Annotated in this window: 14 protein-coding genes; all 14 read left to right on the top strand. The window is 70.2% G+C overall.

Annotated elements, in window-relative coordinates:
- The first annotated feature begins 754 nt into the window (after positions 1 to 754).
- The 14 genes from IQ251_RS15975 to IQ251_RS15910 all read left to right on the top strand — a co-directional run bounded on the left by IQ251_RS15975 (position 755) and on the right by IQ251_RS15910 (position 15,871).
- Positions 755 to 1,798 carry a hypothetical protein gene (locus IQ251_RS15975; protein WP_193929398.1) on the top strand — a complete coding sequence of 348 codons (1,044 nt, stop codon included), beginning with the start codon at positions 755 to 757 and terminating at the stop codon, positions 1,796 to 1,798.
- Positions 1,795 to 2,790, top strand: coding sequence for an HAD-IIA family hydrolase (locus tag IQ251_RS15970; RefSeq protein ID WP_193929397.1), 996 nt, complete (start codon positions 1,795 to 1,797; stop codon positions 2,788 to 2,790). Before IQ251_RS15975 ends, IQ251_RS15970 begins: the two co-directional genes overlap by 4 nt.
- An 89-nt stretch (positions 2,791 to 2,879) precedes the next feature.
- Positions 2,880 to 3,119: a hypothetical protein gene (locus tag IQ251_RS15965; protein ID WP_193929396.1), complete on the top strand. Its 240-nt coding sequence runs from the start codon at positions 2,880 to 2,882 to the stop codon at positions 3,117 to 3,119.
- Between the two features lie 4 nt (positions 3,120 to 3,123).
- A complete protein-coding gene (locus IQ251_RS15960; protein ID WP_370591435.1) occupies positions 3,124 to 3,981 on the top strand; it encodes a TlyA family RNA methyltransferase in 858 nt (285 codons plus the stop codon).
- An 11-nt stretch (positions 3,982 to 3,992) separates the two neighbouring features.
- Entirely contained in the window at positions 3,993 to 4,886 is an 894-nt protein-coding gene (locus tag IQ251_RS15955; protein ID WP_193929394.1) for an NAD kinase, read from the top strand.
- Between the two features lie 183 nt (positions 4,887 to 5,069).
- On the top strand, positions 5,070 to 6,899 hold the full coding sequence (recN, locus tag IQ251_RS15950; protein ID WP_193929393.1) for a DNA repair protein RecN: 1,830 nt from the start codon (positions 5,070 to 5,072) through the stop codon (positions 6,897 to 6,899).
- A 150-nt stretch (positions 6,900 to 7,049) separates the two neighbouring features.
- Positions 7,050 to 8,222 carry a putative cytokinetic ring protein SteA gene (gene steA, locus IQ251_RS15945; protein ID WP_193929392.1) on the top strand — a complete coding sequence of 391 codons (1,173 nt, stop codon included), beginning with the start codon at positions 7,050 to 7,052 and terminating at the stop codon, positions 8,220 to 8,222.
- A 370-nt stretch (positions 8,223 to 8,592) separates the two neighbouring features.
- Positions 8,593 to 9,552 carry a helix-turn-helix domain-containing protein gene (locus IQ251_RS15940; protein WP_193929391.1) on the top strand — a complete coding sequence of 320 codons (960 nt, stop codon included), beginning with the start codon at positions 8,593 to 8,595 and terminating at the stop codon, positions 9,550 to 9,552.
- A 244-nt stretch (positions 9,553 to 9,796) separates the two neighbouring features.
- Positions 9,797 to 11,548, top strand: coding sequence for a CTP synthase (gene pyrG, locus IQ251_RS15935; protein WP_370591436.1), 1,752 nt, complete (start codon positions 9,797 to 9,799; stop codon positions 11,546 to 11,548).
- A 284-nt stretch (positions 11,549 to 11,832) separates the two neighbouring features.
- Positions 11,833 to 12,516: an NUDIX domain-containing protein gene (locus IQ251_RS15930; RefSeq protein ID WP_370591434.1), complete on the top strand. Its 684-nt coding sequence runs from the start codon at positions 11,833 to 11,835 to the stop codon at positions 12,514 to 12,516.
- 179 nt (positions 12,517 to 12,695) lie between these two features.
- Positions 12,696 to 13,643, top strand: coding sequence for a site-specific tyrosine recombinase XerD (xerD, locus tag IQ251_RS15925; RefSeq protein ID WP_370591433.1), 948 nt, complete (start codon positions 12,696 to 12,698; stop codon positions 13,641 to 13,643).
- A gap of 283 nt (positions 13,644 to 13,926) precedes the next feature.
- A complete protein-coding gene (locus IQ251_RS15920) occupies positions 13,927 to 14,769 on the top strand; it encodes a ParA family protein (RefSeq protein WP_228047159.1) in 843 nt (280 codons plus the stop codon).
- Entirely contained in the window at positions 14,766 to 15,023 is a 258-nt protein-coding gene (locus IQ251_RS15915; protein ID WP_193929388.1) for a hypothetical protein, read from the top strand. Before IQ251_RS15920 ends, IQ251_RS15915 begins: the two co-directional genes overlap by 4 nt.
- Positions 15,020 to 15,871 (top strand): segregation and condensation protein A, encoded by an 852-nt coding sequence (locus IQ251_RS15910; RefSeq protein ID WP_193929387.1) that lies wholly within the window; start codon positions 15,020 to 15,022, stop codon positions 15,869 to 15,871. The genes IQ251_RS15915 and IQ251_RS15910 overlap by 4 nt, the downstream gene beginning before the upstream one ends.
- Positions 15,872 to 15,964 lie beyond the last annotated feature (93 nt).

Below are 15,964 nucleotides of genomic sequence, written 5' to 3'. Positions count from 1 at the left end.
CCACTTTTTTTATGCCCAAACACAGTCGAATCCGGGGCATGTTCGACGCTGATCGTGGTCGTGAGTTCAGTACCGAGCGGTTGGTCGTGCGGGTCACGTGGGCGGGCACCGCTGCACGCCGCCCGCTGCAGAAGGTCTAGGCTGGTAGTGGCGTTTTTCCACTTTTATTTCTGGAGGTCCGGTGTCCGGTTCCGATGACGAGCGCGACCGGGGGCGTCGCGGATCCGGTTCCGGCCGAGACAGCTCCCGCGATCGCGGCCACCAGGGCGGCCATCCTGGTTCGGGCGGCCCGCGACGGCGCGATCAGGGTGAGCGGGGGCAACGTTCGGCGGGGAACCGTCAGGACCGGAATCGCACGGACCGCTCCGGCAACCGTGGCGGTGGGGATCAGCGTCGTTCGTTCCCGGACCGCGGGCGCTCCGGTGGTCGAGACGAACGGCGGGGCAACGACCGCGGCGGCCGGTCGGGCGATCGGGATGATCGCGGGACGGGGCGCGCCGGTGACCACTCCTCCCGCGGTGGTGGAGAGCGCAGCGGCGGTGGGCCCCGAGGTGGTCGCCGCGAGGACCGGCGTTTCGATCGCCGTGACGGCGGATCCGGTGACCGCAGGCGGCAGGCGGGCGCGGGCCCGCGTGGTGACCGTCGGGACGACCGCTCGAATCGTGGTGGATCCGACGGTGGCCGTGATAAGCCGCGGGCTCCGCGTCGGTCGGACGGAGATTCCCGTCCCGGCCCGCGTGCCGACGGTCGGCCGGTGGACAAGCGTCGGGACGGTGGCCGAGACCGCGGACCCGGTCCGCGGCGGGAGGACCACCACCGCGGCGATTCGCGCCACCGCGGCGATCGCCCTGCCGGCCGGTTCAACGACAAGGGCCGGTTCAGCGACAAGGGCAAGGTCGACGACCGGGGCAAGCAGCCCCCGCGCGGTGGGAAGAAACCCAGCCCGGCTGGGGCGAAGTCGAAAGACACCGCTCCCAAGAAGGCGCAGGCCCCGCAGCTGCCGGAGGACATCGACCCGTCCGAGCTCGACGGCGAGGTGCGGCGCGAGCTGCGGACCCTGCCGAAGGCGTTGGCCGAGATGATCGCAGCGCACCTCATCACCGCGGGCCGGCTCATCGAAGAGGAACCGACAAAAGCACTCGAACACGCGCGATACGCGAGGACGAAGGCTTCCCGGGTCGCTTCCGTGCGCGAAGCGAACGGCATCGCCGCCTACCAGGCCGGTGAGTGGAGTGAGGCGCTCAGCGAACTGCGCGCGTACCGCCGGCTTGCCGGCGGGCCCGGCTACATGGCGATCGTCGCCGATGCGGAACGAGCATTGGGCCGTCCGGAGCGGGCGATCGAAATGAGCCGGAGCGAAGAAGCTTCCCGACTCGATATTGCCGAGCAGATCGAACTGCGCATCGTTGCCGCCGGAGCTCGTCGGGACATGGGGGAGGTCGATGCTTCCGTCGTCGGGCTGCAGATCCCGGAACTTGATCCGCAGCGTCAGGACCCGTGGAGCGCCCGCTTGTTCTACGCCTACGCGGACAACTTGCTGGCGGCCGGGCGGACGCAGGAGGCGTTCACCTGGTTCGTGCATGCGGCCAACGCCGATGATGATGGGGACACGGACGCGCCGGAGCGGCTGGACGAGCTCGTCGACGTCCTCGGTGGTGCTGACGCGGTCGAGGAACTCGTTCCGGACACCGGAGTGGAACCGGCCGAACCGGATCCGGAGCACGATCCTGGCTTCGCGGCCGACGAGAACAGTGGTGAGAACGGCGCCGGTCGTGAAGGAGGCGCGCAGACCCCGTGAGCCGCACGCTCCTGGACGAGCATGACCTGGTCCTGTTCGACCTGGACGGCACCGTTTACCGGGGCAGCGAACTGGTCCCGGGTGCACTGGAAGCGATTCGCCAGGTCAAGCACGATCGCGCCGCCGTCCGTTACGTCACCAACAACGCCTCGAAGCCGGACCACGAAGTGGCCGGCCACCTGCGCGGGCTCGGTTTGCCCGCAGCTTCTGACGAGGTCAGCACGAGCGCCCAAGCGGCGGCCGGGATGCTCTCGGAGGCCCTCCCCGGCGGGTCCCGCGTGCTGGTCGTCGGCTCGCCCGCACTGGCCGCCGAGGTTGAGCACGTCGGGCTGCGCCCGGTCCGCGAGTACGCCCAGCAGCCGGACGCGGTCGTACAAGGCCATTCGACCGAGACCGCTTGGTGGAACCTCGCCGAGGCGTGCCTGGCGATCCGCGGCGGTGCCGCGTGGGTTGCGTCGAACACCGATCGGACTCTGCCCACCGAGCGCGGTGAACTCCCCGGCAACGGGGCCATGGTCGCCGCACTGCAAGCGGCCACCGGCCGCAGCCCGGCGGTGGCGGGCAAACCCGAGAGGCCGCTGTTGGACCGGGCTGTCGCCTCGGCGGCGGCGAGCGCCCCGCTCATGGTGGGGGATCGACTCGATACCGACATCGCCGGAGGAGTCCGGACCGGGATACCCACCCTGCTGGTGTTGACCGGGGTCAGCACGGCGCAGGAACTGCTCAGCGCCGACACGAGCATGCGGCCGGACCATGTCGCCGCCGATCTCGGTGCCTTGCACCTGCCGGGAGCGGAATCCCGGATCCAGGAGAACTCCGCCTGGCAGGTGACCGTCGAGGACGATCGGCTAAGGCTGTCCGGCAGCGGTGATCCGCTTGCTGCGCTCCGGGCGTTGTGTGCGGTGTGGTGGGCGGCCGGTGGCGGTTCGCCCGTCCTGCAACCCGAGGACGCCGACGCCGAGCAGGTGCTGGAGAAGCTGAATATCCGCTGATCACCGGGGTGTTCCCTCCGGCGCGGGAATCGGTGTCGACTAGCGTGGTGGCGCTTCGGCAGCGATGTGAGTGCGAAGGGGCTGATCGGATGAGCTCGCCAGATGCGCAGGACAGCGGGGTGCCGGATCCCACGGTGCTGGCGCGCAAGGACGACGACGGGCAGGACGCCGTTGACGCGGTGGCGGCGGCGGTGGCCGACCTGGATCAGATCGAGGATCTGCCGGTTGCCGAGCACGTCCGCCGGTTCGAGGCCGCGCACACCGCGCTGACCGATGCGCTGGCCAAGGCGGACAACCTCCAGGCCGGGACGAACGCGAACAGGAGTTGACCGAGTGCCCAGGAAGGACCGGGCGCCCCGAAAAGCCCGGTTGGATGCTGAGCTCGTCCGCCGCGGACTGGCGCGCTCGCGGGAACAGGCATCGGAACTGGTCGCGGCGGGCCGGGTGAAGGTGCGCGGGATGGTTGCGCACAAGTCGGCGACTGCGATCGAGATCGACGCGCCCGTCCTCGTGGCCGAGGACGTGGATGATCCGGGCTGGTCGTCGCGCGGAGCGCACAAGCTGCTCGGCGCGCTGGAAGCGTTCGAACCGGACGGCCTGGTGGTGCCGGGCAGGCGGTGCTTGGATGCGGGTGCCTCGACCGGGGGGTTCACCGATGTCTTGTTGCGGCGGGGGGCGCGGGGAGTCGTGGCCGTCGACGTCGGGTACGGGCAGTTGGACTGGAAGTTGCGCACTGACGAGCGGGTCCAGGTGCATGACCGGACGAACGTGCGATCGCTGACGCCGGAGGGAATCGGTGGGCAGGTCGACCTGGTCGTCGGGGATCTGTCGTTCATCTCGCTGAAGCTGGTTCTTCCGGCGTTGGTCGCCTGTAGCACCGGCGAATCCGATCTGGTGCCGATGATCAAGCCGCAGTTCGAAGTCGGCAAAGAGCGGCTAGGCTCGGGTGGAGTCGTGCGCGATCCGGCGCTGCGTGCCGAAGCGGTGCGCGAGGTCGTGCACGTCGCCGCAGACCATGGGCTTGCTCTGCGCTCGGCCGTGGCGAGCCCGTTGCCGGGACCGTCCGGCAACGTCGAGTACTTCGTGTGGCTGCGGCCCGGTGACGAGCCGGACATGGATCGTGCGGATGAGCTGATCGCGGATGCCGTGGCCCGGGGACCGCAGGAGCCGGGCCGGAGCAACCACCGGTAAGGGAGTGGCAGTTGACCCGAGAGGTGCTGCTGGTGGTGCACACCGGCAGGCAGCACAACCTGCGTACGGCGGAGAAGGTTGCCGCCCAGCTCGTCGGGGCCGGGGTGCGGGTGCGGGTCCTGACCGAAGAAGCCCCGGAGCTCAGCTCGGACTGCTACAGCGCCGTGGTGGCGCCGGGAGCGCTGGCGGCCGAGGGGACCGAACTCGTCCTCGTGCTCGGCGGTGACGGCACCCTGCTGCGGGCGGCTGAATTGGCGCGCATGGCCGATGTTCCGGTGTTCGGGGTCAATCTCGGGCGTGTCGGGTTCCTCGCGGGCGCGGATTCGGATGCGCTGGACGAGGCCGTCGGTGCCGTCGTGGAGGGCCGCTACCAGGTCGACGAGCGCATGGTCGTGGATGTGACTGCGACGCTCGATGGTGACGTGCTCGCCCGGTCTTGGGCGCTCAACGAGGCCAGCGTGGAGAAGAGCAGCCGCGAACGGGTGCTGGACGTGGTCGTCGAGGTGGATGGGCATCCGGTCTCCGCGTTCGGCTGCGACGGGGTGCTGTGTTCGACGCCCACCGGTTCGACCGCGTACGCGTTCTCCGCGGGTGGGCCCGTGGTGTGGCCGGATGTGCAGGCCCTCCTGGTGGTGCCGAGCAACGCGCATGCGCTGTTCGCGCGCCCGCTGCTGGTCTCGCGCGAGTCGTTGGTCGCGCTGGAGGTCGATCAGCAGGGGCACGAAGCCGTGTTGTGCTGCGACGGCCGCCGGCACTTCGATCTGCCGCCCGGAGCTCGGGTGGAGGTCGTGGCCGCGGACAAGCCGATGCGGTTGGTCCGGTTGCACGACACCGCGTTCACCGACCGGCTGGTGCGCAAGTTCGAGCTCCCGGTACAGGGGTGGCGCGGTCCGGCGAGCACCTGACGTACTGCGGCCACGGGACGTGCTGCGGTGCCGCTGCGATGCCTCCGTTCGAGGGCGGTGCTGTGGTGTGCTGTCGCTTCCCGACACGCCGGTGTCGGCCGGTTGGCCGGTGGTGGCGGTCGCAACGTGCTGATCGCCTCCGCGGGGCTCCCCTCGTCGGCGGCGGCCGCTAGGGTGCTCGGTGTGTTGGCGGAGATGCGCATCCAGGGACTGGGCGTCATCAGCGACGCCACGCTCGAACTGCATCGTGGTCTGACCGTGGTGACAGGCGAGACCGGGGCGGGCAAGACGATGGTCGTCACCGGGCTGCACCTGCTCAGCGGTGGTCGGGCAGACGCCTCCCGCGTGCGGTCCGGAGCGCAGCGCGCGGTGGTCGAGGGCCGGTTCGAGACGGCGGCGGGTTCGCCGGCGATCAAGGTCGCCGGGGATGCCGGCGCAGAGCCGGATGACGACGGTGGTTTGATCGCGTTGCGCACGGTGAACGCCGATGGGCGCTCGCGGGCTCACCTCGGTGGCCGTTCGGTGCCCAACGCGGTGCTGTCCGAGCTCGCCGATCAGGTGCTGGCGGTGCACGGGCAGAACGACCAGCTCCGGCTGCTGCGTCACGGTGAGCAGCGCGCTGTGCTGGACCGCTTTGGTGGTGAACCGGTGCACCGCGCCCTCGCGGATTACCAGGGGGTGCGGGCGGACTGGGTCGAAGCGGTTCGTGAGCTGGCCGAGCGTACTGAGCGGTCGCGGGAGATGGCGCGCGAGGCCGATCTGCTGCGGCACGGGCTGTCCGAGATCGAAGCCGTGGCGCCGGAACCCGGCGAGGACAACGCACTGGTCGAAGAGGCCAAGCGGTTGGCCGATGTCGACGAGCTGCGGGACACGGCCAGCGCGGCCCAGCATGCGCTGGCCGGGGCGGCGGACGGCGATCCCGACGCTCCGGGAGCCGTCGGTCTGCTCGGCGAGGCACGGCGACGGCTCGCGGCTGCGGAGGATCCGCAACTGCGCGAGCTGGAACCGCGGATCGCCGAAGCCGCTGCGGTTCTCTCCGATGTCAGCGGTGAACTCGGTGGTTACCTCGATCACCTGGACGCTGATCCGCACCGGCTCGAACAGGTGCTGGCCCGGCAGGCCGAACTCAAGCAGTTGACGAAGAAGTACGCCGCCGATGTCGACGGGGTGCTGCAGTGGGCCGACGACGCGCGTGAGCGGCTCTCCGGGCTGGACACGTCGGAGGAGGCGCTCGCCGCGTTGGCCGCCCGGCGCGACGAGCTGGCCGCGGAGCTCGTGGACCTCGCTCGCGTTCTGTCCGCGGCACGGCTGGAAGCGGCTGGTCGGTTGGCCGAGGCGGTGTCGGCGGAGTTGTCCGGGCTCGCCATGCAGCAGGCGCGGCTCGACGTTGGAGTTGAGCCGCGCGGGGCCGAGCGGGATGACCCGTGCGGCCTGCAGTTGGACGATCGTGCGGTGCACGCCGGTCCGGAGGGCGTCGACGACGTGGAGCTCCGGCTCGTGGCGCATTCGGGTGCGCCGGCCTTGCCGATCCACAAGGGTGCTTCCGGGGGCGAGCTCTCCCGCGTGATGCTGGCGCTGGAGGTGGTGCTGGCTGACGCCGATACGGTTCCCACCCTGGTTTTCGACGAGGTGGACGCGGGTGTAGGCGGTCGTGCTGCGGTGGAGATCGGCCGCCGGCTGGCGTTGTTGGCGCGCACGCACCAGGTGGTCGTGGTGACGCACCTGCCGCAGGTCGCGGCCTACGCGGACCGGCACTTGGTGGTGGACAAGGACGGTGGTGACAGCGGGCTGACGCACAGCGATGTGCGGTTCGTGGACGACGAGCGGCGCGTCGCGGAACTGGCGCGGATGCTCGCCGGGCTGGAGTCGACGGAGACCGGGAAGGCGCACGCCGAGGAGCTGCTGTCCACCGCTGTGGCGCACAAGGCGGAGGCGGGTGGCGCGCGGTCCGGGGACGCGCGGTCCGGAGAACCGGCGAAATCGGGTGGACGCGGGAGTGGGTCTGCGAGCTGAGCTCGGGACGCGGTCATGTGACGGCGTAGCTGTGCGGACCCGGTGATGCGCGAAAACTGCTGTGCGGAATGGGTTCCCGGAATGGCGATCCGCGCGGTGGGCTCGGCGTGGCGGAGCCACCGCCGGTGATCGGTTTGTCACTATCGGCGCATGAGACTCAGCGGTGCGCTCACTCGCCAGCAGGAGAAGTTGCCGGGGCTCGTTGGTACAGCCCGGGTCGAGCGGCGCTCCGGTGAGTTGCCCCGGCGGGTACGCGCCGGCGACATCGCCGTCATCGATCAAACCGATCTCGACCGGCGCACCGCCGAGGCGCTCCTCGCGACGGGTGCCGCCGCGGTGGTGAACGTGGCGCCGTCCATTTCCGGCCGGTACCCGAATCTCGGTCCGGAGGTTCTGGTTTCGGCGGGAGTGGTGCTGGTCGACGGGGTCGGTCGCGATGTGCTGCACCGGATCAAGGACGGTTCTCGGGTCCGGGTGCATGGGGGCACGGTGTTCGCCGGCGAACGTGCCATCGCCGAGGGGAACGAGCAGACCGCCGATGATGTCGCCGACCAGCTGGTCGAGGCGAAGGCGGGTATGGCGGCGCAGCTGGAGGCGTTCTCCGCCAACACCATTGAGTTCCTGCGGCGGGAACGGGCCCTGCTGTTGGACGGGATCGGCGTTCCGCTGCTCGGGGAGACGTTCCAGGACCGGCACGTGCTCGTCGTGGCCGCGGACTTCGGGCACGTCGATGATCTCCGGCGACTGCGTCGCTACATCGCCGAGTACCGGCCGGCGCTGCTCGGGGTCGAATCCGGGGCCGATGTGCTGCGCGAGGCCGGCTACACGCCCGATGTGATCATCGCCGATCCCACCGTGCCGGGGCCCGAGGCCCTGCGGTGCGGTGCTGCCGTGGTGGTTCCCGCGCATTCCGACGGTCACGCACCCGGAATCGAACGCGTGCGGGACCTCGGGGTGGAGGCCACGCCGTTCGTGGCTTCCGGAAACCCGGAGGATCTGGCGTTGCTGCTGGCCGATGCGAATGGCGCGGAGCTCGTCGTCACGGTCGGTTTCCAGGCGACGTTGGGCGAATTCCTGGATCGCGGGCGATCCGGGTCGAACCCGTCGACGTTCCTGACCAGACTGCGGTTGGGCGGCAAGGTGGTCGACGCCGCATCGCTGATCGCGCTGCAACGTAGTCGCACCCCGGTCTCGACGGTTGTCCTGCTCGTGGCTGCGGTGTTCGTCGTGCTGCTGGTGGCCGGCCTGGGTGCGGCGCTGCTGGACATGCCTGCCGGTGCCGGGGCTGTGTTCGGTGGGATCTTCGCAGGGCTGGTCCCGTGATCTCGTTGCGCGACCACGTCGTGTCGAGCGCTGCGGTCGTCCTCGCGGTGCCTACTGGCATCGCGGTCGAGTAGCGGGCCGAGGTGCGGGGCTGCGGGTGACCCGAGCCGACGCGCCGGGGGCTGCGGGACCGACCACCCGGTGGTCGGGGTGTGGCCGGGCGGCGCCTCGGGGGCAGCGCCACCCGGCCACTGGTTCCTGCGCGCCCGGAGGGGGATCCGGAGAGGGGTGTCGCGCAGGAAGGCCGGTTCGCGTCGGGATGCTCGTCGGGGGTGCATGACTCGATGATCATGGAGAATGATTCGGAACGCGATAATTCGATCAGGTTATATTCCTGGACGTGGCGCAAGCTCGGGAGCAGTCTGATCTCATGACACCGCAGAAGCAGCCCTCTCCCGTCCCCCACACCGATGACCCGCACCCGCACACCGACGACCCGCATGCCGCGATCGATTCAGGCGCCGCGGTCAGTCCCGTCGTGCGCCGCCGCGTGCTCGCCGCCGAGCTCAGGGAACTGCGGCGGGCCGCCGGGCTCACCCATGTCGACGTGGCGCGGCGCCTCGGGTGGCAGCAGGGCAAGGTCAGCAAGATCGAGGGCGCCAAGCAGGGCATCGGCGTCGATGCGGTAATCGCGCTCGCCGAGGTCTGCCACGCCGGTGCCGAACAGCGCGACCGGCTCGTCGAACTGGCGCACGCGGCGCGCGGGAGGGCGTGGTGGGAGGGCTTCGGTGACGTGTTGGCCAGCGGTGAGCTGACCTCGGTCGGACTGGAAGCCGAAGCGGACTCGCTGCGTGTGTTCGTCGCCGAGACCGTGCCCGCACTGCTGCGTACCGATGCGTACGCGCGCATCGTCGAGGGGGCGGCCGGATGGTCGAACCGCAGCGGGATGGAGCGCCGGTTGGAGCTGATGCTGCACCGGCGGACGAGGATGTTGGCGACCGGTGGGGCGGAGGTGGAGGTCGTGCTCAGCGAGTCGGCCGTCCGCCGCCGGGTAGGTGGTGCGGAGGTGATGGGCGAGCAGTTGGAGCACCTGGCCGAGCTGGGCCGGAACGGGCGGATCGAACTGCGGTTTCTGCCGTTCGACGCGGGTGCCGTGCCGGCGAGCGGATCGTTCACCGTCCTGGGTTTCCAACGGGTCGCGCACCCGGACCTGGTCGTCCTTCCGGACCTGCACGACTGCACGTGCCTCGAAGATCCGGGTGCCGTTGAGGCGTACCGGACTGCGGCGGGTGCGCTGGCTGAGCAGGCGTTGCTCCCTGCGGACTCGTGCGCCCGGTTGCGGGACATGGCGCGGGATTACCGGGCCGAGGTGCGGGAGGCGGTCGGGTGAGGTGCGGTGCTGTGTTCGCCGTCACCGCACGCGCCACCGGCGTGATCACTGCGCGTGAGGTGGCGCGGATGCAGTCGAACGGCGGTTGACCTGGTGCAGTCCGCGTTCGACGAGAAGGCGGGTCTTGGTGCGTCTACCACCGGACGTGCGATAGGCTGGAATTCCGTGGGAGCGACGGAGCGAGCCGTCCTGCCAGCGCAGATATCCAGCCAGGCGACGGCTAGACCACGGGGAGCTTTTGTTGGTGCCGCAAGCACGCACGATCAAGCATGTATTCGTCACGGGAGGCGTGGCCTCCTCGCTGGGCAAGGGGCTCACGGCATCCAGCCTGGGTGAACTGCTGACTTCCCGTGGACTGCGGGTAACCATGCAGAAGCTGGACCCCTACCTCAACGTCGACCCAGGCACGATGAACCCTTTCCAGCACGGTGAGGTGTTCGTCACCGAGGACGGCGCGGAAACCGATCTCGACATCGGCCACTACGAGCGGTTCCTGGACCGCGCGCTGACCAAGAACGCCAACGTCACGACCGGGCAGGTCTACTCCACCGTGATCGCCAAGGAGCGCAGCGGTGAGTACCTCGGCGACACGGTGCAGGTGATCCCGCACATCACCGACCAGATCAAGGCTCGGATCCGGGCCATGGCCGAGCCCGACGAGGACGGGCGGACGCCGGATGTGGTCATCACCGAGGTGGGCGGCACCGTCGGCGACATCGAGTCGCTGCCGTTCCTGGAGGCATGCCGCCAGGTACGGCACGACGTGGGCCGGGACAACTGCTTCTTCCTGCACGTGTCCCTGGTCCCGTACCTCGCGCCGTCCGGTGAGCTCAAGACCAAGCCCACCCAGCACTCGGTTGCGGCGCTGCGCAACATCGGCATCCAGCCGGACGCCTTGGTCTGCCGCGCGGACCGCGATCTCTCCGATGAGCTCAAGCGCAAGATCGCGTTGATGTGCGACGTGGACTCGGACGGCGTGGTGGCCTGTCCGGACGCCCCCTCGATCTACGACATCCCGCGGGTGCTGCACGGCGAAGGGCTGGACGCCTACCTCGTGCGGCGGCTCGGCCTCCCGTTCCGCGACGTCGACTGGTCGGTGTGGGGTGACCTGTTGGATCGGGTGCACAACCCATCCGAACGGGTGCGCATCGCGCTCGTGGGCAAGTACGTCGACCTGCCGGACGCTTACCTCTCGGTGACCGAGGCGCTGCGCGCGGGCGGGTTCGCGCATCGCGCGAAGGTCGAGGTCACCTGGGTCGGTTCGGACACCTGTGAGACCGAGGCCGGGGCCGCCCAGGCCCTCGCCGGGGTGGACGGGGTCCTCATCCCCGGTGGTTTCGGGGTGCGGGGGATCGAAGGCAAGCTCGGCGCCATCCGGTACGCGCGCGAGCGCCGAATCCCGGCGCTGGGACTGTGCCTGGGACTGCAGTGCATGGTCATTGAGGCCGGGCGTTCGCTGGCCGGTTTGGAGAAGGCCAATTCCACCGAGTTCGAGGAGTTCTCCCAGCACCCGGTGATCAGCACGATGGCCGATCAGCACGACGTGATCTCCGGCGACCGCGACATGGGCGGCACCATGCGGCTGGGTTCCTACCCGGCGAAGCTGCAGGCGGATTCGATCGTCGCCGCTGCCTACGGGGCGAGCGAGATCGCTGAGCGGCACCGGCACCGCTACGAGGTCAACAACGCCTACCGGGAGCGCCTCGACAAGGCCGGGCTCGTGTTCTCCGGTACATCCCCGGACGGGCGGTTGGTGGAGTTCGTCGAGCTTTCCCGCGAGGAACACCCCTTCTTCGTGGGCACCCAGGCCCACCCCGAGCTCAAGAGCCGGCCGACGCGTCCGCACCCGCTGTTCGCCGCGTTCGTGAAGGCTGCGCTGGACTACCGGGCCGCCGAGCGGCTGCCCGTTGACCTCTCCGGGAGCACTGCGTCGGCCGATGGTGCTTCGAAGGGCGACGGCTCGGACGGTGTTGCGGAGACCGCGGCCAGCAGCTGATCCGCGGTCGGTGCTGCGCACGCTGGCTGGTCCTGCTTGTGCCGGTCGGCGGGGTGTGTGCCGAGTGCCTCGCCGACCGGTCCGGCATACGGGCCGGGCCTGGCGCGTGCCGCGAGCGAGTCTGGTGGTCCGGGGCGGTAACCGGTATCCGGGCCGCGGACGCGCGGCGGTAGTCGGCGGAGCCGCTCCGGCTCGGTCACCGGGTGGTGCGGACCGCGCGGGTGGTCGGTGCTGCGCGGGTGGTCGGAATTCTCAGGTGAGGTCGGCGTTCTAAGGTGGGTTCTGTGCAGGATGATCACGAAACCCCGGGCGGCGGTATCGCGCGGACCAACGGTTCCCACGAGTTCACCACGGTGGATAGCTTCGATGTCTACACAGGCAACATCCTCGCCCTCCGCGCCGACGAGGTCGCCATGCCCGGCGGGTCGCACTCCCGGCGCGAAGTGGTGGAGCACCACGGGGCCGCCGGCATCGTCGCGGTGGACGAGGACGACGGGGTCGTGCTCATCCACCAGTACCGGTACCCGCTGGGCAGGCGGTTGTGGGAGTTGCCCGCAGGGCTGCTCGACATCGCCGGTGAGGACGCGCTCGACACGGCTCGGCGCGAGCTCGTCGAAGAAGCGGGGATCACCGCCGAGCACTGGTCGGTCCTGGTCGACGTCGCGAGCTCACCGGGTTTCACCGATGAATGCGTCCGCGTGTTCCTGGCGACCGGTTTGACGGAGGTGGCGCGACCCGACGCCGCAGGCGACGAGGAAGCCGATCTGGTCATCGACCGGTTCCCGCTGTCCGAGGCCGTGCAGATGGCGCTGCGCGGGGAGATCGTCAACGGTCCCGCCGTGGCCGGGCTGCTCGCCGCGAAGCAGGTCCGGGACCATCGGCAGACCCCGCGTCCGGCGGATTCCCCGTGGCGCGACCGGCCGACCCGGTTCGGCCGCAGGGTTTCCGGAACGGGCAACGCGGACTGACTGACATCGCACCCGCGCCGGCAGGACATCGCAGTGAGCCCGCCGTGCAGGTCACCGAGCACCACCGGACGCGGCGCATGATCGGAGGCCGGGCAGGCTCTCGACGTTCGGTGACATCGACGTCCGGCTGCATCGGTGGTCCGGTGGCTCGGTGGCTGGGTGGTGCGACAGGAGGGCATGTGCGCGGTTTCGAGGACGTGGCGCCGGATCTGCGTGCCGTGGCGGTGAGCTATCTCGACCACCTCGCGGTCGAGCGGGGCACCGCCCGCAGCACGGTGGAGTCCTACCGGCGTGACCTGCTGCGGTACGTCTCCTTCTTGGCAGCTCGCGGAATCACCGAGCTCGGTGCCGCCTCCGCGGCCGACCTCGCGGCCTTCCTGGCCGAACTCCGCGAGGGCACCGCGCAGCGTTCGGCGCTGGCTCCCTCCTCGACGGCGCGCGCTCTGGTGGCGGCGCGCGGTTTGCACCGCTTCGCGCACGCGGAGGGGATCCTGGAAACCGATGTCGCCCGCGAGGTTTCGCCGCCGAGCCCGCCGCAACGGCTGCCCAAGGCCCTTCCGGTCGACGATGTGCTCCGACTGCTGGACAGCGCCGGAGGCCAGGACGCGCGCGGTCTTCGGGATCGTGCGCTGCTGGAACTGCTGTACTCCACCGGTGCCCGCATCTCCGAGGCGGTCGGCCTCGCGCTGGACGACGTCGACGAGCAGCAGCGCACCGTCCTGCTGGCCGGAAAGGGCGGTCGGAAGCGGATCGTCCCGATCGGCGGCCCTGCGCTGCGGGCGCTGGAGGCGTACCTGGTGCGCGCTCGACCGGGCCTCGCGATGCGGGGGCGGGGCAGCTCCGCGGTGTTCCTGAACTCGCGGGGTGGCGGGTTGTCCCGGCAGAGTGCGTGGCACGCGCTGAAAACCGCTGCTGAGCGCGCAGGAATCGGTGCGGCGGTGTCGCCGCACGTGCTGCGGCACTCCTTCGCGACGCACCTGCTGGAAGGCGGCGCCGATGTGCGGGTGGTGCAGGAACTGCTCGGGCACGCGTCGGTGACGACGACCCAGGTCTACACGTTGGTCACGGTGAACACGCTGCGCGAGGTGTATGCCACCTCGCATCCGCGCGCGCACGGTGGCACGTGAACTCCGGTGGCGGTGCACGGTTTTCCGCCTCCGATGCGGATGTGCACGCAGCGCAGCGCATCTGCCGCGGTGCGCGGCGCGTGCCGAGCGCATTTGCCGAAACCCGGCGAGGCGCGTTGCTGCTGGTGAAGGCTGCCGCTTAGGCTGCGGTTGATCGCCACCGGCCCCAGTGAGGAGTCAGATCGCCATGTCGATGCCGCAGCCCGCCGCCGAGGGGCGGTCTCGGGGCGCGGTCGACCTGAGCATCGCCCCGGACAAAGCGGACGACGACGGGCTCGATCCCATGTCGGATTCCCGCGATCTCGGTCCCACGGGCCGGCCGCGGCGCCGCATTCCCGAACCCCCGGCGCTGGATCAGCACGGTCCGGCCACCGTTCTGGCGATGTGCAACCAGAAGGGCGGTGTGGGCAAGACCACGTCCACGATCAACCTCGGCGCTGCGCTGGCCGAATACGGTCGGCGCGTGCTGCTGGTCGATTTCGATCCGCAGGGTGCCCTGTCCGTGGGGCTCGGTGTCCAGCCGCACCAGCTCGACCAGACCGTCTACAACGTGATCATGGAGCGGTCGACGGGCCTGCAGGACGTGCTGCTGCCCACCTCCGTGAACGGCATGGATCTGCTGCCGAGCAATATCGACCTGTCCGCGGCGGAAGTGCAGCTGGTCGCCGAGGTCGGTCGGGAGCAGACGCTGCAGCGCGTGCTGCGCCCGGCGATGTCCGAGTACGACTACGTGCTGGTCGACTGCCAGCCTTCGCTCGGCCTGCTGACGGTGAACGCGCTGTCCGCGGCCGACGGCGTGATCATCCCGCTGGAATGCGAGTTCTTCAGCCTCCGCGGAGTGGCCCTGCTCATCGACACGATCGAAAAGGTGCAGGAGCGGCTGAACCCGGATCTGGAGATCAGCGGCATCCTGGCGACGATGTTCGACCCGCGCACACTGCATTCGCGCGAAGTCATGGCGCGCGTCGTGGAGGCCTTCGGCGAGATCGTGTTCGACGCCGTGATCAACCGCACCGTCCGCTTCCCGGAGACGACGGTGGCCGGGGAGCCCATCACCCGTTGGGCGCCCCGCTCGGCCGGCGCGAAGTCCTACCGCGCGCTGGCCCGCGAGGTGATAGCGCGATGAGCGGCCGGGTGGCCCTGCCCGGTGCCGCCGAACAGCCGCCTACTACTGTGCCGGATCACGCGAACCGGGCCGCACCGGCCCGCGTGCGTCCGGGCGCCGGTTCCGGGCAGCACGATCGGAACCCGTCCGACGAGGAGTTGCTGGGGTTGGCACAGGCGCGAGTGGCGGTGCGCAGCGGCGGTGGCTCGGCTGCGCGCGCGATCGGCGCCGAGGTGCTGCGGGCCTGCCCTCCGGGTGAGGAGGGCCCCGGGTGAGCGGTTCGGCCGTCCCGGAAGAGCTCGCGGACCAAGAGCACGGTTCCACCAGCCGGTTCACGGTGCGGCTGGAGAACTTCGAAGGCCCCTTCGACCTGCTGCTGCAGCTCATCTCGCAGCACCAGATGGATGTCACCGAGGTCGCGCTGCACCGGGTCACCGACGAGTTCCTGGCCTACACCCGCCAGCTCGGCGAACACTGGGACCTGGATGAGACCACCGAGTTCCTCGTCGTCGCGGCCACGCTGCTCGACCTCAAGGCGGCGCGGCTGCTGCCGGCGGCCGAGGTCGAGGACGAAGAGGACCTCGCGCTGCTGGAGGCGCGGGACCTGCTGTTCGCGCGGCTGCTGCAGTACCGGGCCTACAAGCAGGTCGCCGAGCTGTTCGCCGAACTGGAATCCGGTGCGCTGCACCGGTACCCGCGCGCGGTGTCGGTCGAGGACCGGTTCGAGAACCTGCTCCCGGATGTCGTGATCGGTGTGGGACCGGAACGGTTCGCCGAGGTGGCCGCCGCGGTGTTCCGCCCGAAACCGCCACCGGAGGTCTCGCTGGAGCACCTGCACCAGCACCAGGTGTCGGTGCGCGAGCACGCGGCGATCCTGCGGGTGCGGCTGGCCGAGAACGAGAGCCTGACCTTCGGGCAGCTGGTGTCCGACTGCGGGCACACGGTCGAGGTCGTGGCCCGCTTCCTGGCGCTGCTGGAGCTCTACCGCGAGCAGGTGATCCAGTTCGACCAGGAGGACGCGCTGACCTCGCTGCAGGTCCGCTGGGTCGGTGGAAGTGTCGAGCAGGCCCGCGCGGAGGCCGAGGCGCAGCGGGCCAGGCAGGACGAAGAGGAGTACGGGTGAGCGAGCAGGCGGTTCCGGCGCAGCAGGGCGGTGACGACGGGCCGCAGGAGGAACCGGAGCAGCCCGGGAACGGGGGCGAGGCGACCGCGGGCC

It is taken from the genome of Saccharopolyspora montiporae (genome assembly GCF_015209505.1).
In the GTDB taxonomy this organism is placed as follows: domain Bacteria; phylum Actinomycetota; class Actinomycetes; order Mycobacteriales; family Pseudonocardiaceae; genus Saccharopolyspora; species Saccharopolyspora montiporae.
This window is presented reverse-complemented; position numbering and strand designations above follow the sequence as displayed.

Excerpts from the sequence above, each read along its gene's own strand:
- steA (WP_193929392.1), top strand. The coding sequence starts at position 7,050 with ATGAGACTCAGCGGTGCGCTCACTCGCCAGCAGGAGAAGTTGCCGGGG.
- IQ251_RS15915 (WP_193929388.1), top strand. The coding sequence starts at position 14,766 with ATGAGCGGCCGGGTGGCCCTGCCCGGTGCCGCCGAACAGCCGCCTACT.
- IQ251_RS15920 (WP_228047159.1), top strand. The coding sequence starts at position 13,927 with ATGTCGGATTCCCGCGATCTCGGTCCCACGGGCCGGCCGCGGCGCCGC.
- IQ251_RS15940 (WP_193929391.1), top strand. The coding sequence starts at position 8,593 with ATGACACCGCAGAAGCAGCCCTCTCCCGTCCCCCACACCGATGACCCG.
- IQ251_RS15965 (WP_193929396.1), top strand. The coding sequence starts at position 2,880 with ATGAGCTCGCCAGATGCGCAGGACAGCGGGGTGCCGGATCCCACGGTG.